Below are 26,005 nucleotides of genomic sequence, written 5' to 3' on the forward strand. Positions count from 1 at the left end.
TGAGGGAGCCCTTCACATGGCCTCGTTGCCGCAGTCCCCTTCCGCCGACAGCCGGACCCGTGTGTCCGCCCTACGAGAGGCACTCGCCACCCGGGTGGTGGTCGCCGACGGTGCGATGGGCACCATGCTCCAGGCTCAGGACCCGACGCTCGAGGACTTCGAGAACCTCGAAGGCTGCAACGAGATCCTGAACCTGACACGCCCGGACATCGTCCGTTCGGTCCATGCCGAGTACTTCGCAGCGGGCGTCGACTGCGTCGAGACGAACACCTTCGGCGCCAACCTGACGGCCCTCGGCGAGTACGACATCGCCGAACGCGTCACCGAACTCTCCGAGGCCGGGGCGCGGATCGCCCGCGAGGCGGCGGACGAGTACACCGCCCGCGACGGCCGGCTCCGCTGGGTGCTGGGCTCGATGGGCCCCGGCACCAAGCTCCCCACGCTCGGCCACACCACCTTCGCCGCCATCCGCGACGCCTACCAGCAGAACGCCGAGGGCCTGCTCGCCGGAGGCGCGGACGCGCTGCTCGTGGAGACGACCCAGGACCTGCTGCAGACCAAGGCGAGCGTCGTCGCCGCCCGCCGCGCCATGGAGACCGCCGGCTTCGAGGTCCCGCTGATCGTGTCGGTCACGGTCGAGACCACCGGCACCATGCTCCTCGGCTCCGAGATCGGCGCCGCGCTCACCGCGCTGGAACCGCTCGGCATCGACATGATCGGGCTGAACTGCGCCACCGGCCCCGCCGAGATGAGCGAGCACCTGCGCCACCTGGCCCGCCACTCCCGCATCCGGCTGTCCTGCATGCCCAACGCCGGGCTGCCCGAACTCACCAAGGACGGCGCGCGGTACCCGCTGACCCCCGGTGAGCTGGCCGACGCCCAGGAGAACTTCGTCCGCGACTACGGCCTGTCCCTGGTCGGCGGCTGCTGCGGCACGACCCCCGAGCACCTGCGGCAACTGGTCGAGCGGGTGGGCGACCTGGCCCCGGCCGAGCGCGACCCGCGCCCCGAGCCCGGCGCCGCCTCCCTCTACCAGAGCGTCCCCTTCCGCCAGGACACCGCCTACCTGGCGATCGGCGAGCGGACCAACGCCAACGGCTCCAAGAAGTTCCGCGAGGCCATGCTGGAGGGCCGCTGGGACGCCTGCGTGGAACTGGCCCGCGAACAGATCCGCGAGGGCGCGCACATGCTCGACCTGTGCGTGGACTACGTCGGCCGCGACGGCGTCGCCGACATGAGCGAACTGGCCGGCCGGCTCGCCACCGCCTCCACCCTGCCGATCGTCCTGGACTCCACCGAGGTCGACGTCATCCGGGCCGGCCTGGAGCGGCTGGGCGGCCGGGCGGTCATCAACTCCGTCAACTACGAGGACGGCGCGGGTCCCGAGTCCCGGTTCGCCCGCGTCACCCGGCTGGCCCAGGAGCACGGCGCCGCCCTGATCGCGCTGACCATCGACGAGGAGGGCCAGGCCCGCACCGCCGAGAAGAAGGTCGAGATCGCCGAACGGCTGATCGAGGACCTCACCGGCAACTGGGGCATCCGTGAGGAGGACATCCTCATCGACTGCCTCACCTTCACGATCTGCACCGGCCAGGAGGAGTCCCGCAAGGACGGCGTCGCCACCATCGAGGGCATCCGCGAACTGAAGCGGCGTCACCCGGCGGTGCAGACCACGCTGGGCCTGTCGAACATCTCCTTCGGCCTCAACCCGGCCGCCCGCATCCTGCTCAACTCCGTCTTCCTGGACGAGTGCGTCAAGGCCGGGCTGGACTCGGCGATCGTGCACGCCTCGAAGATCCTCCCCATCGCCCGCTTCAGCGAGGAGGAGGTCCGGACCGCCCTCGACCTGATCTACGACCGCCGCCGCGAGGGCTACGACCCGCTGCAGAAGCTGATGCAGCTGTTCGAGGGCGCCACCGCCAAGTCCCTGAAGGCCGGCAAGGCCGAGGAACTGGCCGCCCTGCCGCTGGACGAGCGGCTCAAGCGCCGCATCATCGACGGCGAGCGCAAGGGCCTGGAGGCCGACCTCGACGAGGCCCTGCAGACCCGCAAGGCGCTCGACATCGTCAACGACACCCTCCTGGACGGCATGAAGGTGGTCGGCGAGCTGTTCGGCTCCGGCCAGATGCAGCTGCCGTTCGTGCTCCAGTCCGCCGAGGTGATGAAGTCCGCCGTGGCGCACCTCGAACCGCACATGGAGAAGACCGACGAGGCCGGCAAGGGCACCATCGTGCTGGCCACCGTCCGCGGCGACGTGCACGACATCGGCAAGAACCTGGTCGACATCATCCTGTCGAACAACGGCTACAACGTCGTCAACCTCGGCATCAAGCAGCCGGTCTCCGCGATCCTCGACGCCGCCGACGAGCACCGGGCCGACGTCATCGGCATGTCCGGCCTGCTGGTGAAGTCGACCGTGATCATGAAGGAGAACCTGGAGGAGCTCAACCAGCGCGGCCTGGCCGCCGACTACCCGGTCATCCTGGGCGGCGCCGCCCTGACCCGCGCCTACGTCGAGCAGGACCTGCACGAGATCTACCAGGGCGAGGTGCGCTACGCCCGCGACGCCTTCGAGGGCCTGCGCCTGATGGACGCCCTGATCGGCATCAAGCGCGGGGTGCCCGGGGCCAAGCTGCCCGAACTGCGCCAGCGGCGCGTGCGGGCGGCCACCGTGGAGATCGAGGAGCGCCCCGAGGACGGGCACGTGCGCTCCGACGTCGCCACCGACAACCCCGTGCCCACCCCGCCGTTCTGGGGCACCCGGGTCAGCAAGGGCATCCAGCTCAAGGAGTACGCCTCCTGGCTCGACGAGGGCGCCCTGTTCAAGGGCCAGTGGGGGCTCAAGCAGGCCCGCACCGGCGAGGGCCCGACGTACGAGGAGCTCGTCGAGAGCGAGGGGCGGCCCCGGCTGCGCGGCCTGCTGGACCGGCTCCAGACGGACAACCTGCTGGAGGCGGCCGTGGTCCACGGCTACTTCCCGTGTGTCTCCAAGGACGACGACCTGATCGTCCTCGACGAGGACGGCAACGAGCGGACCCGCTTCACCTTCCCGCGCCAGCGCCGCGGGCGCCGCCTGTGTCTCGCGGACTTCTTCCGGCCCGAGGAGTCCGGCGAGACCGACGTGGTGGGCTTCCAGGTCGTCACCGTCGGCTCCCGCATCGGCGAGGAGACGGCCCGGATGTTCGAGGCCAACGCCTACCGCGACTACCTCGAACTGCACGGTCTGTCGGTGCAGTTGGCGGAGGCGCTCGCCGAGTACTGGCACGCCCGCGTGCGCAGCGAGCTCGGCTTCGCGGGGGAGGACCCGGCCGACATGGAGGACATGTTCGCCCTGAAGTACCGGGGGGCCCGCTTCTCCCTCGGCTACGGCGCCTGCCCGGACCTGGAGGACCGCGCCAAGATCGCCGAGCTGCTCCAGCCCGAGCGGATCGGGGTCGTCCTGTCCGAGGAGTTCCAGCTGCACCCGGAGCAGTCCACGGACGCCATCGTGATCCACCACCCGGAGGCCAAGTACTTCAACGCCCGCTGAGGCACGCACCCGCCTCACCGCGCCCTTCGGGGCGCAGGTCCCCTGCGGCGTGTGGCGGGGGACCCACGGGGCAAATGAGGCATGTGCCCCACGCGCGACGTACACTGGTCGGTCCACTGCAGGCCGGCTCCCCGCACGGGGGGCCGGCCTGCTCGCCCCTCCAGGAGGTACGTGGATGACCAGTACGATCCCCGCTTTCGGCTCCGCCCCGGGGCCGCTGCCCCGGCCGTCCGGCCGCGCCCGGACGGCCGCCGCCCCCACCCGTTCGGCGGGCACCGGCCTGCAGGCCGTGCTCCTGGACATGGACGGCACGCTCGTCGACACCGAGGGCTTCTGGTGGGACGTCGAGGTCGAGGTCTTCGCCTCCCTCGGGCACACCCTCGACGAGTCCTGGCGCCACGTCGTGGTGGGCGGTCCCATGTCCCGCAGCGCCGGATTCCTGATCGAGGCGACCGGCGCCGACATCGCGCTCCCCGAGCTGACGGTCCTGCTCAACGACGGTTTCGAGGCCCGCATCGACCGGGCGCTGCCGCTGATGCCCGGGGCGGAGCGGCTGCTCGCCGAACTGTCGGAGCACCGCGTCCCCACGGCCCTGGTGTCCGCCTCGCACCGGCGGATCATCGACCGGGTCATGAACTCCCTCGGGCGGCGCCACTTCGCCCTCTCGGTCGCCGGTGACGAGGTCCCGCGCACCAAGCCGCACCCGGACCCGTACCTGTCCGCCGCCGCCGGACTCGGGGCCGACCCGGCCCGCTGCGCGGTCGTCGAGGACACCGCGACCGGGGTCGCGGCCGGGGAGGCCGCCGGCTGCCAGGTGGTGGCGGTGCCCTCCGTGGCGCCCATCCCGCCGGCCGCCGGCCGCACCGTCGTCCCCTCGCTGGAAGTGGTCGACCTGCCATTCCTGCGCGGTCTGATGACGGAAATGCGCTAGAAGTTCACCCAGCGTGCAACAACGCCGGCACCGGAATTCCGTTCCCGTGACCGCGTGATCACGGAACATGTGTACGGCGGAATTCGAATCATGGGTGATGGCTTAATTCCGTTACCATCGAGGCCGTTTTCACATGTGAGGTTCGCCACTTTCCGCGTGCGCGAGGGGGGTGCCGGGGCGTGCCGTCCGCCCCTTTTCGGCACCTGTGCTCGGACCCATGTGTACCGATTGGGGGGACGCTGCACGAATCATTCCCCGGACGCTTCTGCCGGTGCGTTCACACCCGATTCCACTGCGTGATGAACGCCCAACTCCGGTACTTGTCGGCCCCCCTGCGGTGGCGGACTAATCTCGTCGCGAGAACATCGCCCCCCTCTCGTGATCCGCTGCGCCACCCCTGCATGCCGGGTACACGGAGTCGACAGCTCTGGAGAAACTCGAGCATGAACCGCAAGACTTTGGTGCCGGCGGCCCTCCTGGGCCTGCTCGCGCCGGTGCTCGCCGGGTGCGGGGACACCGACGGCGGCAGCGGCGACAGCGACGCCATCGTGGTCGGCACCACGGACCGGTTCACCGCCTCGGAGGACGACCCGGCCCCGCTCGACCCCGCCTTCGCCTACGACGTCGGCACCTGGAACATCCTGCGCCAGACCGTCCAGACGCTGATGACCCAGCCGCGGGGGGCCGGCGAGCCCGTGCCCGAGGCGGCCGAGTCGTGCGAGTTCACCGACGCCGGCAACGAGCGCTACCGCTGCGTCCTCCGCGAGGGCCTGAAGTTCGCCGACGGCGACGCGATCACCGCCGAGGACGTGAAGTACTCCATCGACCGGGCCCTGGCCATCAAGGCGGACAGCGAGGTCCACGCGCTGCTGTCCACCGTGGACACCGTGGAGACCCAGGGCGACCGCGAGGTGATCTTCCACCTGAAGACCGCCGACGCCACCTTCCCCTACAAGCTCTCCACGCCCGTCGCCGGCATCGTCCAGCCCGAGAGCTACGCCAAGGACAAGCTGCGCGACGGCTTCGACGTCGACGGCTCCGGCCCCTACACCCTGGACGCCGAGGTCGACAAGGGCGAGATGGTCCGCGCCACCTTCACCAGGAACCCGCACTACAAGGGCTCGCTGAAGGTGAACAGCGACAAGGTCCAGATCGTCTCCTTCCCGGACCCCGACGCCATGGGCGACGCGCTGGAGCACGGTGACATCGACGTCATGACCCGGACGATGTCGCCCGAGCAGATCGACGAACTCGCGGGCAACGCCGACGACGACATCGACCTCGTCGAGATGCCCGGCCTGGAGATCCGCTACCTGGCCTTCAACACCGACGCCCCGACCGTGAAGTCCAAGGCGGTCCGGCAGGCCATGGCCCGGATCGTCGACCGCGGAGCACTGGTCGACGCGGTCTACGGCTCCCAGGCCCAGCCGCTGTACTCGCTCGTCCCGGCGACCATCACCGGGCACTCGAACTCCTTCTTCAACCAGTACGGCGACCCCGACCCCGCTAAGGCCCGGCGACTGCTCGAGGACGCCGGCGTCAGCACCCCGGTGAAGCTGACGCTGCACTACAACACCGACCACTACGGGACGGGCACCAAGGCGGAGTTCGAGCAGCTCCGCAAGCAGCTCGACGACAGCGGACTGTTCGAGGCCGACATCGAGGGCCACCCCTGGTCGGAATACCGGGCGGCCGGCCAGAAGGGCCGTTACGACGTCTACGGCATGGGCTGGTTCCCGGACTTCCCCGACGCCGACAACTTCCTCGCGCCCTTCCTGGACGAGAACAACTTCCTCCGCTCGCCCTACGCCAACGACAAGATCCGCGAGGACCTCATCCCCGCGTCCCGCCGCCAGGCCGACCGGCTGGGCGCCGCGGGCAGCCTGACGGACATTCAGGACATCGTCGCCGACGACGTGCCCGTGCTGCCGCTGTGGCAGGGCAAGCAGTACGTCGCCGCGCGCGACGACATCACCGGCACCGCCTACTCGCTCAACTCCTCGGCCACGCTCCAGTTGTGGGAGCTCGGCCGGGGAGTGGACGGCTGACCCGAACCGACCGCCCGGGCCGGCACCTCCGCGACCGGGACCTACCGAGGACGAAGCACACGTGAACCTGCGCAAGAAGTGGCCGGTCCTGCCCCTGGTGGCCGGTCTGGCGTCCGGCCTGCTGACCGGCTGTGGATCAGAGAACGGCGACTCCGGGTCGGACGGCTCCGGCGTGGTGGTGGGGATGTCCGACGACGTCCTCGCCACCGACCCGGCCTCCGGCTACGACCCGGGTTCCTGGCTGCTGTTCAACAACGTCTTCCAGTCGCTGCTCAGCTTCCCCAAGGGAGCCACCGAGCCGCGGCCCGAGGCGGCCGAGGAGTGCGCCTTCACCGACTCCGAGAGCTCGGTCTACCGCTGCACGCTCAAGGACGGTCTCAAGTTCAGCAACGGTGACTCCCTCACCTCGAAGGACGTCAAGTTCTCCTTCGACCGCATGCTGAAGATCGACGACCCGGACGGCCCGGCGGTGATGTTCTCCACCCTCGAAGAGGTCGAGACGCCCGACGAGAAGACGGTCGTCTTCCGGCTCAACACCTCGGACGCCACCTTCCCCAGCAAGATCGCCTCCGGCGCCGGGTCCATCGTCGACCACCGCCAGTACGACGAGGGCAAGCTGCGCGAGGACGGGAAGGCGTCCGGCTCCGGGCCGTACAAGCTGGACTCCTACGGCAAGGACCAGGCCGTCTTCTCCGTCAACGAGTACTACAAGGGCACGGTCGAGACGAAGAACTCCGGCGTCACGCTGAAGTTCTTCCGCGGTGACCAGTCCGCCCTCCAGAAGGCCGTGCAGGGCGGCGACGTCGACATCGCCTACCGCGGTCTGACCGCCAAGGCCATCGCCGACATCGAGGAGTCCTCGAACGGCACCGGCGAGGTCGAGGTCGTCGAGGGCAGCAGCGCCGAGGTCCAGCACCTCGTCTTCAACATGGACGACCCCGTGGCCGGAAAGACCGGCGTTCGCAAGGCCATCGCCCACCTGCTCGACCGCGAGGCGCTGATCCAGGACGTCTACCGGGGCACCGCCACCCCGCTGTACTCGATCATCCCGGCCGGCATCGCGGGCCACAACACCGCCTTCTTCGACACCTACGGCGCCCGACCCTCCCGCGCCAAGGCGGCCGCCGCGCTCCAGGAGGAGGGCATCACCGGCAAGGTGAAGCTGACCCTGTGGTCCACGCCGTCCCGCTACGGCCCGGCCACCGACCAGGAGCTCACCGCGATAGCGGAGCAGCTCAACGCCAGCGGGCTGTTCGACGCCGAGATGAAGTCCGTCGACTTCGAGCAGTACGAGAAGGACATCGAGGCCGGCAAGTACGGTGTCTACGTCAAGGGCTGGGTGCCCGACTACCCGGACGCCGACAACTTCACCGGGCCCTTCTTCGGTGAGGGCAACGTGCTGGGCAACAACTACAGCAACCGCACCATCACCGGCACGCTCATCCCCCGCACCGCCGCCATCAGCGACCGTGCCGCGACCGACAAGGAGTACGGCGAACTCCAGGACATCGTCGCCGACGAGCTGCCGGTCCTGCCCGTCTGGCAGGCCAAGCAGTACGCGGTCGTCCGTGACGGCGTCGCCGGCGTGGAGTACTGCCTGGACGCCTCCACCGTGTTCCGGTTCTGGGAACTGAGCAAGAACTGACGCGGACCCGCGTCACGAGACGAAGGGTGGTCCCTCCCGGCCGGGAGGGACCACCCTTCGTCGTACGTCCTGTGCCTCGCGTCCGGTGTCCTCCGGCCCGGCTTCCCGCTGCCCGTCGGCTTGCCGCCGCCGGCCGCCGTGCCGGCCGGCCTACTGGGCGCCGGGGCGCACCAGCCCGCTCTCGTAGGCGTACACCGCGGCCTGCACCCGGTCCCGCAGCCCCAGCTTGGTCAGCACGTGGCCCACGTGCGTCTTGACCGTGGTCTCGCTGACGAACAGGTCGGCGGCGATCTCCGCGTTGGACAGGCCGCGGGCCACCAGCTTCAGCACCTCGACCTCACGGTCGGTCAGCGTGTGCAGGGTGTCCGGCACCGCCTCCTCGCCGGACGGCAGGTGCGTGGCGTACTTGTCGAGCAGCCGGCGCGTGATGCTCGGCGCGAGCATCGCCTCCCCGGCCGCCACGACCCGGATCGCCTGCACCAGTTCGTTGGCCGGGGCGTCCTTCAGCAGGAACCCGCTGGCGCCCGCCTTCAGGGCCTCCACCACGTACTCGTCGAGGTCGAACGTCGTCAGCACCAGCACCTTGGCCGGGCCGTTGCGCTCGGGGCCGGTGATCTGCCGGGTCGCCTCCACCCCGTCCATCCGCGGCATGCGGATGTCCATCAGCACCACATCGGGCTGCAGCGCCCGCACCTGGTCCAGGGCCTGGAGGCCGTCCCCGGCCTCGCCGACGACCGCGAGGTCCTGCTCGGCCTCCAGGATCATCCGGAAGCCCGTGCGCAGCAGGGGCTGGTCGTCGACCAGTAGGACGCGGATGGCCACGTAAGTCTCCTTCGCTAGTCCGGTCCCATTCTGCCCTGCGGCGGGGGACCGGTCCGCGGCCGGGGCACGGCGGAGAGCGGGCGCCCGGTCAGGGACCGCGCGGCGCGGGGGGCGGCACCACCGGCAGGGGGTAGGGCGGGGGAGTGCCGCCGAACTCGGGGCAGTGGGCCCGGTGGTCGCACCAGCCGCACAGCTTGGTGGGCCGCGGACGCCAGTCACCGGTCTCGGTGGCGCGCGAGATCGCGTCCCACAGCGCCAGCAGCTTGCGCTCGACCCGCTCCAGGTCGGCGACCACGGGGTCGTAGGTCAGGACGTCACCGCTGCCCAGGTACACCAGCTGCAGGCGGCGGGGGACGACGTTCTTCAGCCGCCAGACGACCAGGGCGTAGAACTTCATCTGGAACAGCGCGCCCTCGGCGTACTCCGGGCGCGGTGCCTTCCCGGTCTTGTAGTCGACGATCCGCACGTCACCGGTGGGGGCCACGTCGACCCGGTCGATGATGCCGCGCAGGGTCAGCCCCGACTCCAGCCGCGCCTCGACGAACAGCTCCCGCTCCGCCGGTTCCAGCCGCCGGGGGTCCTCCAGGGTGAACCAGCGCTCGACCAGCTGCTCCGCCTCCGCCAGCCACCGTGCGAGCCGCTCGCCCTGGGGATCCTCGGCGAACAGCTCCGCCACCTCGGGCCTGCTCTCCCGCAGCCGCTCCCACTGGCCCGGGAGCAGTGCCTTGGCGCGCGGCGCGGTGCGCTCGGCCGCCGGGGCGTCGAACAGGCGCTCCAGCACGGCGTGCACCAGGGTGCCCCGGGTCGCCGCCTCGCTGGGCTTCTCCGGCAGCCGGTCGATCACCCGGAACCGGTAGAGCAGGGGGCACTGCATGAAGTCACCGGCACGGGAAGGGGACAGCGAGACGGGCGGCAGCGCGGGGGCCCTCTCCGCACCGGTCCCCTCCGCCACCGTGCCCTCCGTGGCCGCGGTCTCCGTGACGGCCGTCTGCGCCGTCCCGGTCTCCGCGGTCCCGGTCGCCGCGACGGCCGTCTGCGCCGTCCCGGTCAACGCGGTCCCGGACGGCAGTGCGTCCGGGGCCGGCGGTGCCGCCGCCGGTGCCGCCGGGCCGCTCGCCGGCCGTGCCGGGTCCTCCGTGCTCGTCTCCATGCCCCAGACCTTACGGCCCGGCACCGACACGGGGCACGAGGCGGTCGCCGCCTGTGGACAACCGCCCGGGGTGACCGCGGAGGAAGAACGGGAAGGAGACGGGAACCAGAGGGGCAGTCGGCGCGGGAGACGCGGGGAGACGCGGGGGAGGGGACTGGGGTGCCGAGGGGAAACGGGTGGCGACGGCCGCATACCATCGACACGAGACCCTCCCGCCCGGCAGGCGCGGGAGACGCAGCGAGCGAGGGGACACCGGTGGAGGCAAGTGGCGGGCGCGGGCGGCCGCGGTCCGGCGACGGCGAATCGACCGAGCACCGCCCGGGCCGCTCGGACCCGGCCCCCGACGACACCACCACCCGGGACGGCGGCCAGGGCCCCGCCCCGGACGGTCACGGCCGGCCCGAGGCGGCCCGGCCCGGAACCGCCCCCGCCACCGGCACCGCCCCCGGACCCGGAGACGACGGGGCGCCGCACCCGGCACCCCCCGCCCCCGGCGCCCCGGCCGGCGACCCCGGCCGGACCGCCCCGGAGGCCCCCGCCGGCGGCCCTCCGCCCCCGACGGAACCTTCCGCCGCACCCGGCGGCCCCGACCGCCCCGGCGGCGCACCCGGCGGCCCCGCCGCCCCCGGCCGACCCACGGACCCCGGCGGACCCACCGACCCCCGCGACGGCACGGCCCCGCTCCCGGCATCCGATGAGGCCCCCCGCCCGGGGGTTCCCCCGGCGCCCCCCGGCCCTCCGGCTGGCCCGCAGGGCACCCCGCACGGCACCGACGACCGCGCACGCGCCGCCTCCGGCTCCGGCAGGGGTCCGCAGCGGCCCCCCGAGCAGCAGCGCGGCGGCCTGCTGATGGGACGGCCGTTCGGCGTGCCGGTGTACGTCGCGCCGAGCTGGTTCCTCGTCGCCATCCTCATCACCTGGGTCTTCGGCGGGCAGATCGACCGCGTCCTGCCCGAGCTCGGCGCCGCCAGCTACCTGGTCTCCCTGTTCTTCGCCGTCGCCTTCTACGCCTCGGTCCTCGTCCACGAGCTGGCCCACACCCTCGCCGCGCTCCGCTTCAAGCTGCCGGTGCGCCGCATCCAGCTCCAGTTCTTCGGCGGCGTCTCCGAGATCGAGAAGGAGGCCGAGACCCCCGGCCGCGAGTTCGTACTCGCCTTCGTCGGCCCGCTGCTGTCCCTGGTGCTGTCCGGCGTCTTCTACCTGGGCCTCCTCGTCGTCGACCCCGCCTCCGTGCCCGGTGTCCTGCTGGCCGGCCTGATGATCTCCAACCTCATCGTGGCCGTCTTCAACCTCCTGCCCGGCCTCCCCCTCGACGGCGGCCGCATGCTCCGCGCGGTGGTCTGGAAACTCACCGGCAAGCCGATGAGCGGCACGGTCGCCGCCGCCTGGGTCGGCCGCGCCCTCGCCGTCTCCGTGCTGATCGGGCTGCCGCTGCTCACCCAGACCGGCGCGCTCGGCTCCGACGCGCAGGACGGCGTCGGCATGGACACCGTCCTGGACGCCCTGCTCGCCGCCATCCTGGCCGCCATCATCTGGACCGGAGCGGGCAACAGCCTGCGCGTGGCCCGGCTGCGCGAGCACCTTCCCGAGCTGCGCGCCCGCACCCTCACCCGGCGTGCGGTGCCGGTGGAGAACGACACCCCGCTGTCCGAGGCCCTGCGCCGCGCCAACGCCGCCGGCGCCCGCGCCCTGGTCGTCGTCGACCCCGACGGCACCCCGCTGTCCCTGGTGCGCGAGGCCGCCATCGTCGGCGTGCCCGAGCACCGCCGCCCGTGGGTCCCGGTCAGCGGTCTGTCCCAGGACATCACCGACGGCATGCGGGTGTCCGCCGAGCTGGCGGGCGAGGACCTGCTGGAGGTGCTGCGGGCGACCCCGGCCACCGAGTACCTGGTCGTCGAGGACACCGGCGAGATCTACGGCGTGCTGTCCGCGGCGGACGTGGAGCGGGCCTTCGTGAAGGCGATGGCACGGCCCAGCTGACGCGGGCGGAGCCGAGGCCCGCCCGCGCCGTCCCGGTCCGCGCCCGTCCGGGAGGTGGTCGGTGGCCCCTCCGGGGACCGGTAGGCTGGTCACATGTCCGAACCGACCGGTGCCGCCCGCAGGCGCGGGCCCTTCAAGGTCGGGGACCAGGTTCAGCTGACCGACCCCAAGGGCCGCCACTACACGTTCACGCTCGAGGCCGGGAAGAACTTCCACACCCACAAGGGTTCCTTCCCGCACGACGAGCTGATCGGCGCACCCGAGGGCAGCGTTGTCCGCACCACCGGTAACGTCGCCTACCTCGCGCTGCGCCCCCTGCTCCCCGACTACGTCCTGTCCATGCCCCGCGGGGCAGCCGTCGTCTATCCGAAGGACGCGGGGCAGATCCTCGCCTTCGCCGACATCTTCCCCGGCGCGCGCGTCGTGGAGGCGGGTGTCGGGTCCGGCTCGCTGAGCAGCTTCCTGCTGCGGGCCATCGGCGACCAGGGCATGCTGCACAGCTACGAGCGCCGGGAGGACTTCGCCGACATCGCCCGGCAGAACGTCGAGCGCTACTTCGGCGGGCCGCACCCCGCCTGGCAGCTGACCGTCGGTGACCTCCAGGACAACCTGTCCGACGCCGACGTGGACCGCGTCATCCTCGACATGCTCGCCCCCTGGGAGTGCCTGGAGGCCGTCTCCAAGGCCCTCGTCCCCGGCGGCATCCTGTGCTGCTACGTGGCGACCACCACCCAGCTCGCCCGGACCGTGGAGTCCATCCGCGAGATCGGCTGCTTCAACGAGCCGACCTCGTGGGAGACGATGATCCGCAACTGGCACATCGAGGGTCTGGCCGTCCGCCCGGACCACCGGATGATCGGCCACACCGGCTTCCTGCTCACCGCCCGCCGTCTCGCCGACGGCGTCGAGCCGCCCATGCGCCGCCGCCGTCCCGCGAAGGGCGCCTACGGCGAGGACTACTCCGGCCCCAACGCCGACGGCGGCACCGCCCGCTGACGGCTTTCGCCACGACGCCCGCTGACGGCTTACGCCACGACGCCCGCTGACGGCTTACGCCACGACAACGCACCGGCGCCGTGGCCCAGTTCCCCGGCATCCGCCGGAACTGTGCCACGGCGCCGCCGCGTTGACCGGCGCTCCGGCCGGCCGGCCGCCGGGGTCCGGGGTCCGGGGTCCGGGGTCCGAGGGCCGCCGGCGGACCCGCCCCGGTACCCCCGCACCACAACGGCACACCCCCGCCGTTCCCTCGGTCGTGTGACGTGTGGCACGATGCTGGCCACCCCACCGGCACAGCCCTCACAGGAGGCACTCCCCGTGCAGCCTTCCGCCGTCCCGGAACTGGCCCACACGCACGCCCGCCCGATCCACTGGGTCGCCACCGCGACGGCCCTGGCCGGTGTCGTCGCGCTGTCGTCGCTGTTCCAGCCCGGCTCCGCGACCGCGGCCCAGACCCCGGCCCCGCAGACGAAGAGTGCGCCGGCGCAGGGCGCTCCGCCGGATCCGGCGGGTGTGGACTTCCCGTTCGACTGCGGTCCGGTGGAACAGGTGGTGGAGCGGCAGGCGTCCGGCGACCTCGACGGGGACGGCCGGCCCGAGACGGTGGCCGTCGTCCACTGCGACGCCCCCATGGGCACTCCGCCGGACGGCGTGTACGTGCTCACCCGCGCCGACGGCGACGACACCGCGCGCGTGGTCGCCACGCTCGTCGACCCCCGTGACCGCACCAACGTCGAGGAGTTCGCCGTGCGCGCGGGCGATGTCCGCGCCACCCTCCTCGGCTACTCGTCCGACGACGTGCCGAGTTGCTGCCCCGATGTGCGCGAGGACGTGAAGTGGCACTGGGACGACGGTGCGTTCGTGCGCTCCGAGCCGTCCGGCGCCCGCAGCGTGTGACGGAGGTAGGGCGATCCGCGGCGTGCGCGCGGGAGCGTGAGCCCGGCGCGCACTCCGGCGCCCGCGGATTTCCGGACAGCCATGACGGGCCGTGCCGCGCCGGTCACCCGGCGTCCGGCCCGTACACCTCCACGCCGTCCGTCGTCCGGCGGACGTGGATGCACTCGCCGGGACACTCCTTCGCCGAGTCGACGACGTCGGTGAGGAGCGGCAGCGGAACGGGCGTTGCCGCTCCCTTGTCCTGGAGCAGTTCGTCGTCCGGGCCCTTGACGTAGGCCAGCCCGTCGATGTCGAGTTCGAACACCTCCGGCGCGTACTGGGCGCAGATGCCGTCGCCCGTACACAGGTCCTGGTCGATCCAGACCTCCAGCGGCTCCTCGCGGACCCCGGCCTCCTGCTGCACGCTCATCCCTCCTGCCGCTTTCCCGCGCCGGACCGGACGGGAATCCGGCCAGCTCCGACGGGTGTTGAACACGTCGAGCCTACCCGCGCCGGGATTCCAATCTTCGTCGGTGGGTATTCCCCTGGCGTGAGGGAGAGCGCAAGGGTGAAGATCGGACACACCCCGACCGTGTTTGTGATCTAGGGGTTTCAATCGACACCCGCCCAGGTAGGGTCTGGAAGCGTCCAGCTCCCCTTGGAGGAGGTGAGGACCGTGGCAGCCCACGACGACGACATGAACCGCGGCATCCGCCCGGGACGCGGGTCCGACGACCCGGCCGGGCAGATCGCCTACCTTGAGCAGGAGATCGCCGTCCTGCGACGTAAGCTCGCCGACTCTCCGCGACACACGAGGATTCTCGAAGAGCGGATCGTCGAGCTGCAGACCAACCTGGCCGGCGTGTCCGCCCAGAACGAACGACTCGCCAGCACGCTCCGTGAGGCCCGCGACCAGATCGTGGCCCTCAAGGAGGAGGTCGACCGGCTGGCGCAGCCCCCGGCCGGTTTCGGAGTCTTCCTCACGGCGAACGAGGACGGCACCGCCGACATCTTCACCGGCGGCCGCAAGCTCCGGGTGAACGTCAGCCCGGGCGTGGAGCTCGACGGGCTCCGGCGTGGCCAGGAGGTCATGCTCAACGAGGCGCTCAACGTGGTCGAGGCCATGGAGTTCGAGCGCGTCGGCGACATCGTCACCCTCAAGGAGATCCTCGAGGACGGCGAGCGCGCCCTGGTGGTCGGGCACACCGACGAGGAGCGGGTGGTGCGGCTCGCGGAGCCGCTGCTGGACATCACCATCCGCCCCGGCGACGCCCTGCTCATGGAGCCGCGCTCCGGCTACGTCTACGAGGTCGTGCCCAAGAGCGAGGTCGAGGAGCTCGTCCTCGAAGAGGTCCCCGACATCGGGTACGAGCAGATCGGCGGCCTCGGCAACCAGATCGAGGCCATCCGGGACGCGGTCGAGCTGCCGTACCTCTACCCGGACCTGTTCCGCGAGCACGAACTGCGCCCGCCCAAGGGCGTCCTGCTCTACGGGCCCCCCGGATGCGGAAAGACGCTCATCGCCAAGGCCGTCGCCAACTCGCTCGCCAAGAAGGTGGCCGAGGTGACCGGGCAGGCCGCCGGCAAGAGCTTCTTCCTCAACATCAAGGGCCCGGAGCTGCTCAACAAGTACGTCGGCGAGACCGAGCGGCAGATCCGCCTGGTCTTCCAGCGGGCCCGTGAGAAGGCCAGCGAGGGCACGCCCGTCATCGTCTTCTTCGACGAGATGGAGTCCCTCTTCCGCACCCGTGGCTCCGGTGTCAGCTCGGACGTGGAGAACACCATCGTCCCGCAGCTGCTGGCCGAGATCGACGGTGTGGAGGGCCTGGAGAATGTCGTGGTCATCGGTGCCTCCAACCGTGAGGACATGATCGACCCCGCGATCCTGCGGCCCGGCCGGCTCGACGTGAAGATCAAGATCGAGCGTCCGGACGCCGAAGCGGCGAAGGACATCTTCGGCAAGTACCTCACCGAGCGCCTCCCGCTGCACGGCGACGACCTCGCCGAGCACGGCGGCGACAAGGGCATGACGGTCCAGAGCATGATCCAGACCGCCGTGGAACAGATGTACGCCGAATCCGAGGAGAACCGCTTCCTGGAGGTCACCTACGCCAATGGTGACAAGGAAGTCCTCTACTTCAAGGACTTCAATTCCGGCGCCATGATCGAGAACATCGTGGGCCGGGCCAAGAAGATGGCCATCAAGGACTTCCTCGAGAAGAACCAGAAGGGCCTGCGCGTCTCGCACCTGCTCCAGGCATGCGTGGACGAGTTCAAGGAGAACGAGGACCTGCCCAACACCACCAACCCGGACGACTGGGCGCGCATCTCCGGAAAGAAGGGCGAGCGGATCGTGTACATCCGTACGCTCATCACCGGAAAGCAGGGCGCGGACACCGGTCGCTCCATCGACACGGTGGCGAATACCGGTCAGTACCTGTAAAAAGCAGGGTGGCTGCGGGTGCCCTGAACGGGTACCCGCAGCCGACTGTTTTCCGGGCCACGGCTGGAGCACAGCAATGACGCAAATGATCTCCCCACCGGCGCAGAGGCGTTCTAGGCTCTTCCATACCGCCGAGTCGCGCGGTGCGGGGACGGGCACCGCACGCGCACCTGAGCGACGGCGGTACTTGAGCGGCGCCCCCGACCGGGAGTGCCGCCGGGCAAGGAGGGCCGCATGACCGTACGGCGAGTAATGGGCATCGAGACGGAGTACGGGATCTCCGTCCCCGGCCACCCGAACGCCAATGCCATGCTCACCTCGTCCCAGATCGTGAACGCCTACGCGGCGGCGATGCACCGGGCCCGCCGGGCCCGCTGGGACTTCGAGGAGGAGAATCCGCTGCGGGACGCCCGGGGCTTCGACCTCGCCCGGGAGGCCGCCGACGCCAGCCAGCTCACCGACGAGGACATCGGCCTGGCGAACGTGATCCTCACCAACGGCGCCCGGCTCTACGTGGACCACGCGCATCCCGAGTACAGCGCGCCCGAGGTCACCAACCCGCGGGACGCCGTGCTGTGGGACAAGGCCGGTGAGCGCATCATGGCCGAGGCCGCCGAGCGGGCCGCCGCGCTGCCCGGTGCCCAGCCGATCCACCTCTACAAGAACAACACCGACAACAAGGGCGCCTCCTACGGCACGCACGAGAACTACCTGATGAAGCGGGCCACCCCGTTCTCGGACATCGTGCGCCACCTGACGCCCTTCTTCGTCTCCCGGCAGGTCTTCGCCGGTGCCGGCCGTGTCGGCATCGGCCAGGACGGCCACGAGCACGGGTTCCAGATCAGCCAGCGGGCGGACTACTTCGAGGTTGAGGTGGGCCTGGAGACGACGCTGAAGCGCCCCATCATCAACACCCGCGACGAACCGCACGCCGACGCCGAGAAGTACCGGCGCCTGCACGTGATCATCGGGGACGCCAACCTGTCGGAGATCTCGACCTACCTGAAGCTGGGCACGACGGCCCTGGTGCTGTCGATGATCGAGGACGGCTTCATCGCGGTCGACCTCGCCGTCGACCAGCCGGTCCGCACCCTGCACCAGGTCTCGCACGACCCGTCGCTGAAGCGCCTGGTCACTCTCCGCAGCGGGCGGACACTGACCGCGGTGCAGCTGCAGATGGAGTACTACGAGCTGTCCCGCAAGTACGTGGAGGAGCGGTTCGGCGCCGACGCGGACGAGCAGACCAAGGACGTCCTGGCGCGCTGGGAGGACACCCTCACCCGTCTGGAGAACGACCCGATGAGCCTGGCCGGCGAGCTGGACTGGGTCGCCAAGCGGGAGCTGATGGAGGGCTACCGGCGCCGTGACGACCTGGACTGGGACGCCGCCCGGCTGCACCTGGTGGACCTCCAGTACGCCGACGTACGCCCCGACAAGGGCCTCTACAACCGGCTGGTGGCCCGCGGCCGGATGAAGCGGCTGCTGGACGAGGCGGAGGTCGAGCGGGCCCGTACGAAGCCGCCGGAGGACACCCGCGCCTACTTCCGCGGCCGCTGCCTGGAGCAGTACGCGGACGACGTGGCGGCCGCCTCCTGGGACTCGGTCATCTTCGACCTCCCGGGCCGGGACTCGCTCCAGCGCGTCCCGACCCTGGAGCCGCTGCGCGGGACGCGTCACCACGTCAAGGAACTCCTCGACCGCTGCCGCACCGCGGAAGACCTGGTCAGGGTTCTCTCCGGCAACTGAGCCGGAACCTCCCGGGTACCCGGGAGGCGGCAACGGCCCGTCGGAGGGTGGAACGACCCGCCGGCGGGAATCATCGAGGTGGTCCCCGTACGTTGGAGCAAGTACGGGGGCATTGTCGGACCCGGCTTGTAGGGTCTGATCATCACCAATCGGCGTCATGCCGACCATGTCGGGCGAACTGAGCGGGGTGAGGGTTATGGCGACCAAGGACACCGGCGGCGGGCAGCAGAAGGCCACGCGTTCCACCGAGGAGGTCGAGGAGCAGGCGCAGGACGCGCAGGTTTCCGAGGACCTCAAGGAGCGCCAGGAGGCGCTGAGCGAGGACGTGGACGACGTCCTCGACGAGATCGACGACGTCCTGGAGGCCAACGCCGAGGACTTCGTCAGGTCCTTCGTCCAAAAGGGCGGCGAGTAACCTTCGGCCCGCAGGCCGAGCAGGTGCCGTACTTCGCAATCGAAGAAGGTGTGAACGCTGTCCGCGGTGCGTCGGCACGGGCCGGGGACAGCGTTCGCGCTGCGGCAGGCCGCGTGGTCCGCTCGCGGAGGACGCGTGACGGAACGACCCGCATCGAACCCGTATCCCATGTGGATCATTGCCGCGAGGCGGGTAGGGTCCGTGACGTACTGTGCTTCAACTGCAATTCGGCCATCGGCAAGTTGGGAGACGATCCCGACAGCATCCGTCGGGCTGCCGCCTACCTGGAGGGAACCTCGTGGAAGCCAACACTCGTGACACCGGGCGTCTGCCGGCTGCCTTCCTGACGCCCGGGTCCTCCTCCTTCATGGACTTCCTCTCCGAACACCAGCCGGACCTGCTGCCGGGGCGCAGGAAGCTGCCGCCCGTCCAGGGCGCGATCGAGGCCCCGCACGGCACCACCATCGTCTCCGTGACCTTCCCCGGCGGGGTCGTCCTCGCCGGTGACCGGCGGGCCACGATGGGCAACGTCATCGCCCAGCGGGACATCGAGAAGGTCTTCCCGGCGGACGAGTACTCCGCGGTGGGCATCGCGGGCACGGCGGGCCTGGCCGTGGAGATGGTGAAGCTGTTCCAGCTGGAGCTGGAGCACTTCGAGAAGGTCGAGGGGGCACAGCTGTCGCTGGAGGGCAAGGCGAACCGGCTGTCGACCATGATCCGTTCCAACCTCGGCATGGCCATGCAGGGCCTGGCCGTGGTGCCGCTGTTCGCCGGGTACGACGTGGACCGCGAGCAGGGGCGGATCTTCTCCTACGACGTCACGGGCGGCCGTTCCGAGGAGCAGGGGTACGCCGCCACCGGTTCCGGCTCGATCTTCGCGCGCGGCGCGATGAAGAAGCTGTTCCGGGAGGACCTGAGCGAGGCCGAGGCCACCACGCTGGTGGTCCAGGCCCTGTACGACGCGGCAGACGACGACTCGGCGACCGGTGGTCCCGATGTCGCCCGCCGGATCTACCCGATCGTCACCGTGATCACCGAGGACGGCTTCCGCCGGCTCACCGAGGACGAGGCGTCCGCGATCGCCCGGTCCGTGCTGGAACGGCGGCTGGAGCAGCCCGACGGTCCGCGGGCCTCGCTGCTGTAGCGGGCGGTCCGGATGTTTCAAGGTGGTCCAGTGACTTCGACAGAAAGGGACGGATAACCGGTGTCGACGCCGTTCTATGTCTCCCCCCAGCAGGCGATGGCCGACCGGGCCGAGTACGCCCGCAAAGGCATCGCCCGCGGCCGCAGCCTGGTCGTGCTGCAGTACGCCGACGGCATCGTCTTCGTCGGCGAGAACCCGTCCCGCGCGCTGCACAAGTTCAGCGAGATCTACGACCGGATCGGCTTCGCCGCCGCCGGGAAGTACAACGAGTACGAGAACCTCCGCATCGGCGGCGTCCGCTACGCCGACCTGCGCGGGTACACCTACGCCCGGCACGACGTGACCGCCCGGGGCCTGGCCAACGTCTACGCGCAGACGCTCGGCACCATCTTCTCCAGCGTCGGGGAGAAGCCCTACGAGGTGGAGCTGGTGGTCGCCGAGGTCGGCGAGACCGCGGAGCAGGACCAGATCTACCGGCTGCCGCACGACGGCTCCATCGTCGACGAGCACGGCTCGGTGGCGGTCGGCGGCAACGCCGAGCAGATCAGCGGCTACCTCGACCAGCGCCACCGGGACGGCATGACGCTGGCCGAGGCGCTCAAGCTGGCCGTGCAGTCCCTGTCGCGGGACACCAACGGCAGTGAGCGGGAGATCCCCGCGGAGCGGCTGGAGGTCGCGGTGCTGGACCGCACCCGGCCGCAGAAGCGCAAGTTCAAGCGGATCACCGGCCGGCAGCTGGCCCGGTTGCTGGAGGCCGGCGGCGCCGAGACGGCGTCGGAGGCGGAAGCGGACGCCGAGGCGGAGACGGAGTCCGGCACGGACACCGAGTAGTCCCGTACGGGTGCGCCGCGTGCCGCCGGATCCGCGGGTCCGGGCACGCGGCGCACGCGTGCCCGGACCCGGATCAGTCCCGGGCCGGACCGGTGGAACCGCGCACCACCAGGTCCACCGGGATGTCGTCCGCCCGGGGCTCGCGCTGCTCCAGGACGGCCAGCAGGGCCCGCATGCCCCGCTCGCCGAACAGCTCCGCGTCGAACCGCACGGTGGTGAGCTCGGGGTCGATGGCCGTGGCCAGGGCCAGGTCGTCGAGCCCGGTGACGGAGAGGTCGCCGGGGATCGCCAGGCCCAGTCGGCGGGCCGCCTTGTAGACGCCGGCCGCCAACTGGTCGTCGTCGCAGACGACGGCCGTGGGCCGGTCCCCCTCCGCCAGGGCGGCCGCGGCGGCGGCCTCGGCGCCCCGGATGGAGATGGGGGAGGAGACGGTGCGCAGGGACGTGCCCGGGGCGCCCGCCAGCCGGGCGGCCAGTTCGCGGGCGCGTACCTCGAAGGTCCAGGACGCCACGTCCGCGGCCAGGTGCAGGAAGCGGCGGTGGCCGAGGTCCAGCAGGTGCCGGGCGACCTGGCGGACGCCGTCGGCGATGTCGAGGTTCACCGTGGCCGCGCCGGGGCCGGCCTCCGGATCGCTGTCCAGCATCACCAGGGGGAGCTGGTCGCCCCGGATCGCGCTGAGGGCGTCGGCGGCCATGGAGGAGGCGATGACGCCGTCCAGGGCCGCCTGTGCGGACGCGAACGGATCGCGGGCCGGCCCGATGCCCTCCGGCGAGGGGTAGAGGACCACGCCGAAGCCGTGCTGCGCGGCGACCCGTGCCGCGCCCGTGTAGACCCCGGCGAAGAACTCCGTGGTGAGGGCCGGCACCACCAGCAGCACGGTGCGGGTGCGCCCCAGGCGCAGATTGCGGGCGGCCAGGTTGGGCCGGTAGCCGAGGTCGTGCGCGGCGTCGCGGACCCGCTGCGCGGTGGCCTCCGAGACCCGTCCGCGCCACTTCTCCCCGAGTACCAGGGAGACGGCGGCCTGGGAGACACCGGCGGCCCGGGCGACGTCCCGGCTCGTGGGTCGGGTGCTGGCTCGGGCCACCGCGGACCGCTCCTTCGTCTGGACTGGCGAACAGCCGACATGGTACGTATGGAAGCGGCCGTTATACGTACAACCCCCCGTCCGGCGCAGTCCGGCAGGTGAGTGGAGGGCTCGGCATGGCCACGGGATACCTGGAGATCCTCCGGGTGCGGCACGCCGCCCGGCTGCTCGTCGGCACGCTGGTGGGCCGGCTGCCCAACGCGACCGCGGCCATCGCGATCGTGCTGTTCGTGCGCGCCGAGGGAGGCTCCTTCAGCCTGGCCGGTGCGCTCGCCGCCGTGTACGGCGTCTCCAACGCCGTGGGCCAGCCCGTGCTGGGGCGGCTGGTGGACCTGAAGGGGCAGCCCCGCGTCCAGCTCCCCGCCGCCGTCCTCTCCGCCCTCGCCATGGCCGTCTTCGCCTTCGCCGGCATCGGCCCGCTGCCGCTGGCCTGCGCCGCCGTGGCCGCCGCCGGCCTGTTCACGCCGCCGCTGGAGGGCGGGCTGCGCGCGCTGTGGGCCACGGTGCTGCCCCGGGAGGACCACGTGCACCGGGCGTACGCCCTGGACGCCGTGGCCCAGGAGGTGATGTTCACCGTCGGGCCGCTGCTGGTGACGGTGTGCGCCGCCCTGTGGTCGGCCCAGGCGGCCCTGCTCGTGCTCAACGTCATCGGGGTGCTCGGCGCGCTGTCCGTGGTCGTCTCGGCGCCCTCCCGCGCCTGGCGCTCCGCCCCGCGCGAGGCGCACTGGCTCGGCGCCCTGCGCTCACCGGGGCTCCTCGCCCTGCTGGCCGCCTTCCTGTTCGTCGGCATGGCGCTGGGCTCCATCACCGTGGCGGCCGTCTCCTACGGGGACGACCACGGCGGCGATGTGGTGTACGGCTGGCTGATGGCGGGCCTCGGCTTCGGCGCCCTGGCCGGGGGCCTCGCCTACGGGGCGCGCGGGTGGCGGGGCGAGCCGGCACGGCGACTGCGGGTGCTGGTGGCCCTTCTGGCGGTGTGTTACCTGCCGCTGATGCTGATGCCGGGCCCGGTCGCCATGACGCTGCTCGCCGCCCTCGCCGGGGTCTTCCTCGCCCCGGCCATCGCCTGCGCCTTCGTCCTGGTGGACCGGCACGCGCCGCGCGGGACGGTCACCGAGGCGTTCTCCTGGCTGGTGACCACCTTCACCGTCGGCGCGTCGGCCGGAACGGGCGTGGCGGGACCCGTCGTCGAGGCGGGCGGTGCGCTGTGGGGTTTCGCGGTGCCCGGGGTGGCGGGTGGCGTGTCCCTGCTGGTTTTGATCGCGACAGGAAGGGTAATGGCAGTTCCGGTGGGCGGGGCGGTAGTTGCGGCCCGCTCCGAAAATGATCCGAACCGTGCCCTCGAACCCCGTTTCAGTTCCGGGAAACGGGCGTAATGTTCAGTCATGGACCGCCGCATTTTCGGGCTGGAGAACGAGTACGGCGTCACGTGCACGTTCAGGGGACAGCGGCGCCTGTCTCCTGACGAGGTGGCGCGGTACCTCTTCCGCCGTGTCGTGTCATGGGGCCGAAGCAGCAACGTCTTTCTGCGCAACGGTGCCCGCCTTTATCTCGACGTGGGTTCGCATCCGGAATACGCCACACCCGAATGCGACAACGTGACCGAGCTGGTCACCCACGACAAGGCCGGCGAGCGCATTCTCGAAGGACTCCTGGTGGACGCCGAACGACGCCTGCACGAGGAGGGAATCGCGGGCGACGTCTACCTCTTCAAGAACAACACCGACTCCGCGGGAAACTCCTACGGGTGTCACGAGAACTTCCTCGTCGCCCGGCACGGGGAGTTCTCCCGGCTCGCGGACATCCTCATCCCCTTCCTGGTGACCCGCCAACTGCTGTGCGGCGCGGGCAAGGTGCTGCAGACACCGCGCGGAGCCGTGTACTGCGTCAGCCAGCGGGCCGAACACATCTGGGAGGGCGTCTCCTCGGCGACCACCCGCTCCCGTCCGATCATCAACACCCGGGACGAGCCGCACGCGGACGCCGAGCGCTACCGCCGGCTGCACGTCATCGTGGGCGACTCGAACATGTCCGAGACGACCATGCTGCTCAAGGTCGGTGCCACCGACCTGGTGCTGCGCATGATCGAGGCGGGCACGGTCATGCGGGACCTGACCCTGGAGAACCCGATCCGGGCGATCCGCGAGGTCAGCCACGACATCACCGGCCGGCGCAAGGTGCGCCTGGCCAGCGGCCGCGAGGCGTCCGCGCTGGAGGTGCAGCGCGAGTACTACGAGAAGGCGCTGGACTTCTGCGAGCGCCGCGGGATCCGCACCGGCACGGTGGAGCAGGTGCTGGAGCTGTGGGGCCGCACCCTGGACGCCATCGAGGAGGAGGACCTCGACCGCATCGGCACCGAGATCGACTGGGTCATGAAGTACAAGCTCATCGAGCGGTACCGGGCCAAGCACAACATGACCATGTCGAATCCGCGGGTCGCGCAGATAGACCTCGCGTACCACGACATCCACCGCCGTCGTGGCCTCTACTACCTGCTCGAGAAGAGGGGGCAGGCCGCCCGGATCTGCAACGACCTCAAGATCTTCGAGGGCAAGTCGGTGCCGCCGCAGACCACCCGGGCGCGGCTGCGCGGCGACTTCATCCGCCGGGCCCAGGAGCAGCGCCGGGACTTCACCGTCGACTGGGTCCACCTCAAGCTGAACGACCAGGCGCAGCGCACCGTGCTGTGCAAGGACCCGTTCCGTTCGGTGGACGAACGGGTGGAGAAGCTGATCGCCGGCATGTGACCGCACCGGCCGGCCGCCCCGGCGGCCGCAGGACGCCCGATGCCCCCGGGAGCGACACCCCGGGGGCATCGGGCGTCCGCGGTGCGCGGTGCGTCTCTTTCGCGGGAGGCGTCGGCGGATACTCGTGGTCCGCGGGGTCACAGGTCGTAGAGTGGCCGGATCGCCCCCACGCCCCCGATTCCCAGTTGGACTGATGAACCACAACACGTACCGGCGCCTCGCGGCGCTGCTGGCCGTCCCCGCCCTGCTGTTCACCGCCGCGTGCGGCGGTGACGACGACAAGAACAGCGACTCCGCGGACGGCGTCGCCCGGATCGAGGGGACGTTCGGCCAGAAGCCCGAGATCTCCGACCCCAAGGACACCGAACCGACCGAGAAGACCGTGGTCGAGACGGTGTCGGCGGGCGACGGCAAGACCGTCGAGGCGTCCGACTTCGTCCGGCTCGACTGGTCCCTCGTGAAGTGGGGCGAGGACCAGGAGCTCGGCGGCACCTGGGCCACCGCGGCCGGCAAGAACCCCCGGCCGCAGTCCGTCGCCCAGCTGGGCAAGGAGGGCGGGCAGCTGCCCCCCAAGGTCCTGGACGCCCTGAAGGGCAAGAAGGTCGGCAGCCGCACCCTCGTGCAGGGCACCGCGGGCGACCTGATCGGGCCCGGGCTGAACCCCGCCTCCGGCGTCACCGAGAAGGACGTCCTGGTCTGGGTGGTCGACACCGTCGCCGCCGCCCCCGTCGACGCCAAGGCCGAGGCCAAGGGTGAGCAGGCGGCCACCGAGGACGGTCTGCCCGAGGTGAAGGCGCCGTCCCAGAAGGCCGCCACCATCACCGTCCCGAAGGGCGCCAAGGCCCCGAAGGAACTGCAGGACCAGGTCCTGATCAAGGGCGACGGCAAGAAGGTCGAGGCCGGTCAGGGCCTCATCGCCCAGTACACCGGTGTCAAGTGGGAGGACGGCAAGAAGTTCGACTCCTCCTGGGACCACGGCGGCGCCACCGCCTTCCAGATCGGCACCGGCTCGGTCGTGGCCGGCTGGGACCAGGGCCTGGTCGGCAAGAACGTCGGCGACCGGGTGCTGCTGGTGATCCCGCCGTCCCTCGGCTACGGCGCCAACCCCAGCAGCGAGCTGGCCAAGAACACGCTGGTCTTCGTCGTCGACATCCTGGGCACCGTCTGACCCGTGCGTCTGTGAAACTGTCAGGGTTCGCAGGTCACGCAACAAGGAGAAATGTAGTGAGCATCGACAAGCCCGAGATCGACTTCCCGGGCGGCGAGCCCCCGGCGGACCTCGAGATCAAGGACATCTGGGAGGGCGACGGACCGGTGGCCGAGGCGGGCCAGACCGTCACCGTGCACTACGTCGGTGTCGCCTTCAGCACCGGCGAGGAGTTCGACGCCAGCTGGAACCGCGGCACCCCGTTCCGCTTCCCGCTGGGCGGCGGCCGGGTCATCAAGGGCTGGGACCAGGGTGTGCAGGGCATGAAGGTCGGCGGCCGCCGCCAGCTGACCATCCCCGCCCACCTCGCCTACGGCGACCAGAGCCCCACGCCGGCGATCAAGCCCGGCGAGACGCTGATCTTCGTGGTCGACCTGCTCGGCGTCTGACCGTCGCACCGCCGGCCGGCGC

Annotated in this window: 21 protein-coding genes; 17 read left to right on the forward strand and 4 right to left on the reverse strand. The window is 71.1% G+C overall.

The window, feature by feature from the left end:
- Positions 1–16: 16 nt before the first annotated feature.
- The 4 genes from metH (at position 17) to ACSU53_RS25420 (ending at position 8,153) form a co-directional block, all read left to right on the forward strand.
- Positions 17–3,529: a methionine synthase gene (gene metH / locus ACSU53_RS25405; protein ID WP_437031327.1), complete on the forward strand. Its 3,513-nt coding sequence runs from the start codon at positions 17–19 to the stop codon at positions 3,527–3,529.
- Positions 3,530–3,704: 175 nt separating this feature from the next.
- Complete coding sequence (locus tag ACSU53_RS25410; RefSeq protein WP_437031328.1) at positions 3,705–4,460, forward strand: HAD family hydrolase; 756 nt, start codon at positions 3,705–3,707, stop codon at positions 4,458–4,460.
- A gap of 443 nt (positions 4,461–4,903) precedes the next feature.
- Positions 4,904–6,508 carry an ABC transporter substrate-binding protein gene (locus tag ACSU53_RS25415; protein WP_437031330.1) on the forward strand — a complete coding sequence of 535 codons (1,605 nt, stop codon included), beginning with the start codon at positions 4,904–4,906 and terminating at the stop codon, positions 6,506–6,508.
- A gap of 61 nt (positions 6,509–6,569) precedes the next feature.
- Entirely contained in the window at positions 6,570–8,153 is a 1,584-nt protein-coding gene (locus tag ACSU53_RS25420; protein WP_437031332.1) for an ABC transporter substrate-binding protein, read from the forward strand.
- Positions 8,154–8,303: 150 nt separating this feature from the next.
- Here the strand turns inward: ACSU53_RS25420 and ACSU53_RS25425 are convergent, their stop codons facing one another.
- Both ACSU53_RS25425 and ACSU53_RS25430 read right to left on the reverse strand, forming a co-directional pair.
- Positions 8,304–8,975, reverse strand: a complete 672-nt coding sequence (locus ACSU53_RS25425) for a response regulator transcription factor (protein ID WP_362092950.1) — start codon at positions 8,973–8,975, stop codon at positions 8,304–8,306.
- Positions 8,976–9,063: 88 nt separating this feature from the next.
- A complete protein-coding gene (locus tag ACSU53_RS25430; RefSeq protein ID WP_437031334.1) occupies positions 9,064–10,125 on the reverse strand; it encodes a RecB family exonuclease in 1,062 nt (353 codons plus the stop codon).
- Between the two features lie 255 nt (positions 10,126–10,380).
- Between ACSU53_RS25430 and ACSU53_RS25435 the strand changes: the two genes are divergently transcribed.
- The 3 genes from ACSU53_RS25435 (at position 10,381) to ACSU53_RS25445 (ending at position 13,998) form a co-directional block, all read left to right on the forward strand.
- Positions 10,381–12,105, forward strand: a complete 1,725-nt coding sequence (locus ACSU53_RS25435; protein WP_437031336.1) for a site-2 protease family protein — start codon at positions 10,381–10,383, stop codon at positions 12,103–12,105.
- 93 nt (positions 12,106–12,198) lie between these two features.
- A complete protein-coding gene (locus ACSU53_RS25440) occupies positions 12,199–13,101 on the forward strand; it encodes a tRNA (adenine-N1)-methyltransferase (protein ID WP_432058390.1) in 903 nt (300 codons plus the stop codon).
- 318 nt (positions 13,102–13,419) lie between these two features.
- A complete protein-coding gene (locus ACSU53_RS25445; RefSeq protein WP_437031338.1) occupies positions 13,420–13,998 on the forward strand; it encodes a hypothetical protein in 579 nt (192 codons plus the stop codon).
- 103 nt (positions 13,999–14,101) lie between these two features.
- Here ACSU53_RS25445 and ACSU53_RS25450 read toward each other — a convergent pair whose 3' ends face one another.
- A complete protein-coding gene (locus ACSU53_RS25450) occupies positions 14,102–14,407 on the reverse strand; it encodes a ferredoxin (protein ID WP_437031340.1) in 306 nt (101 codons plus the stop codon).
- Positions 14,408–14,653: 246 nt separating this feature from the next.
- Here ACSU53_RS25450 and arc point away from each other — a divergent pair, with 246 nt between their 5' ends.
- The 6 genes from arc (at position 14,654) to prcA (ending at position 20,556) form a co-directional block, all read left to right on the forward strand.
- The gene (arc, locus tag ACSU53_RS25455; RefSeq protein WP_164335104.1) at positions 14,654–16,420 is read left to right on the forward strand and encodes a proteasome ATPase; all 1,767 of its coding nucleotides are present in this window, start codon (positions 14,654–14,656) and stop codon (positions 16,418–16,420) included.
- A 234-nt stretch (positions 16,421–16,654) separates the two neighbouring features.
- Complete coding sequence (gene dop, locus ACSU53_RS25460; RefSeq protein ID WP_437031342.1) at positions 16,655–18,166, forward strand: depupylase/deamidase Dop; 1,512 nt, start codon at positions 16,655–16,657, stop codon at positions 18,164–18,166.
- 196 nt (positions 18,167–18,362) lie between these two features.
- Positions 18,363–18,581, forward strand: a complete 219-nt coding sequence (locus ACSU53_RS25465; protein WP_362093560.1) for a ubiquitin-like protein Pup — start codon at positions 18,363–18,365, stop codon at positions 18,579–18,581.
- 170 nt (positions 18,582–18,751) lie between these two features.
- A complete protein-coding gene (locus ACSU53_RS25470; RefSeq protein ID WP_437033400.1) occupies positions 18,752–18,928 on the forward strand; it encodes an endonuclease domain-containing protein in 177 nt (58 codons plus the stop codon).
- Positions 18,880–19,725 (forward strand): proteasome subunit beta, encoded by an 846-nt coding sequence (gene prcB, locus ACSU53_RS25475; protein WP_437031344.1) that lies wholly within the window; start codon positions 18,880–18,882, stop codon positions 19,723–19,725. The genes ACSU53_RS25470 and prcB overlap by 49 nt, the downstream gene beginning before the upstream one ends.
- 60 nt (positions 19,726–19,785) lie before the next feature.
- Positions 19,786–20,556, forward strand: coding sequence for a proteasome subunit alpha (gene prcA, locus ACSU53_RS25480; RefSeq protein WP_437031346.1), 771 nt, complete (start codon positions 19,786–19,788; stop codon positions 20,554–20,556).
- Between the two features lie 73 nt (positions 20,557–20,629).
- On the opposite strand, the gene ACSU53_RS25485 is transcribed toward prcA, so the two are convergent.
- Complete coding sequence (locus tag ACSU53_RS25485; RefSeq protein ID WP_437031347.1) at positions 20,630–21,640, reverse strand: LacI family DNA-binding transcriptional regulator; 1,011 nt, start codon at positions 21,638–21,640, stop codon at positions 20,630–20,632.
- 116 nt (positions 21,641–21,756) lie between these two features.
- Here ACSU53_RS25485 and ACSU53_RS25490 point away from each other — a divergent pair, with 116 nt between their 5' ends.
- The 4 genes from ACSU53_RS25490 to ACSU53_RS25505 all read left to right on the forward strand — a co-directional run bounded on the left by ACSU53_RS25490 (position 21,757) and on the right by ACSU53_RS25505 (position 25,983).
- The gene (locus tag ACSU53_RS25490) at positions 21,757–23,016 is read left to right on the forward strand and encodes an MFS transporter (RefSeq protein WP_437031349.1); all 1,260 of its coding nucleotides are present in this window, start codon (positions 21,757–21,759) and stop codon (positions 23,014–23,016) included.
- A 9-nt stretch (positions 23,017–23,025) separates the two neighbouring features.
- Positions 23,026–24,387 (forward strand): Pup--protein ligase, encoded by a 1,362-nt coding sequence (gene pafA, locus ACSU53_RS25495; protein ID WP_437031350.1) that lies wholly within the window; start codon positions 23,026–23,028, stop codon positions 24,385–24,387.
- A gap of 193 nt (positions 24,388–24,580) precedes the next feature.
- On the forward strand, positions 24,581–25,555 hold the full coding sequence (locus ACSU53_RS25500; RefSeq protein WP_437031352.1) for an FKBP-type peptidyl-prolyl cis-trans isomerase: 975 nt from the start codon (positions 24,581–24,583) through the stop codon (positions 25,553–25,555).
- A gap of 56 nt (positions 25,556–25,611) precedes the next feature.
- Positions 25,612–25,983, forward strand: coding sequence for an FKBP-type peptidyl-prolyl cis-trans isomerase (locus tag ACSU53_RS25505; protein WP_437031354.1), 372 nt, complete (start codon positions 25,612–25,614; stop codon positions 25,981–25,983).
- The last annotated feature ends 22 nt before the right edge of the window (positions 25,984–26,005 follow it).

This window comes from Streptomyces sp. enrichment culture, from assembly GCF_964273255.1.
GTDB lineage: Bacteria > Actinomycetota > Actinomycetes > Streptomycetales > Streptomycetaceae > Streptomyces.

Excerpts from the sequence above, each read along its gene's own strand:
- metH (WP_437031327.1), top strand. The coding sequence starts at position 17 with ATGGCCTCGTTGCCGCAGTCCCCTTCCGCCGACAGCCGGACCCGTGTG.
- ACSU53_RS25410 (WP_437031328.1), top strand. The coding sequence starts at position 3,705 with ATGACCAGTACGATCCCCGCTTTCGGCTCCGCCCCGGGGCCGCTGCCC.
- ACSU53_RS25415 (WP_437031330.1), top strand. The coding sequence starts at position 4,904 with ATGAACCGCAAGACTTTGGTGCCGGCGGCCCTCCTGGGCCTGCTCGCG.
- ACSU53_RS25430 (WP_437031334.1), bottom strand. The coding sequence starts at position 10,125 with ATGGAGACGAGCACGGAGGACCCGGCACGGCCGGCGAGCGGCCCGGCG.
- ACSU53_RS25440 (WP_432058390.1), top strand. The coding sequence starts at position 12,199 with ATGTCCGAACCGACCGGTGCCGCCCGCAGGCGCGGGCCCTTCAAGGTC.
- ACSU53_RS25450 (WP_437031340.1), bottom strand. The coding sequence starts at position 14,407 with ATGAGCGTGCAGCAGGAGGCCGGGGTCCGCGAGGAGCCGCTGGAGGTC.
- dop (WP_437031342.1), top strand. The coding sequence starts at position 16,655 with ATGACCGTACGGCGAGTAATGGGCATCGAGACGGAGTACGGGATCTCC.
- ACSU53_RS25465 (WP_362093560.1), top strand. The coding sequence starts at position 18,363 with ATGGCGACCAAGGACACCGGCGGCGGGCAGCAGAAGGCCACGCGTTCC.
- ACSU53_RS25490 (WP_437031349.1), top strand. The coding sequence starts at position 21,757 with ATGGCCACGGGATACCTGGAGATCCTCCGGGTGCGGCACGCCGCCCGG.
- pafA (WP_437031350.1), top strand. The coding sequence starts at position 23,026 with ATGGACCGCCGCATTTTCGGGCTGGAGAACGAGTACGGCGTCACGTGC.
- ACSU53_RS25500 (WP_437031352.1), top strand. The coding sequence starts at position 24,581 with ATGAACCACAACACGTACCGGCGCCTCGCGGCGCTGCTGGCCGTCCCC.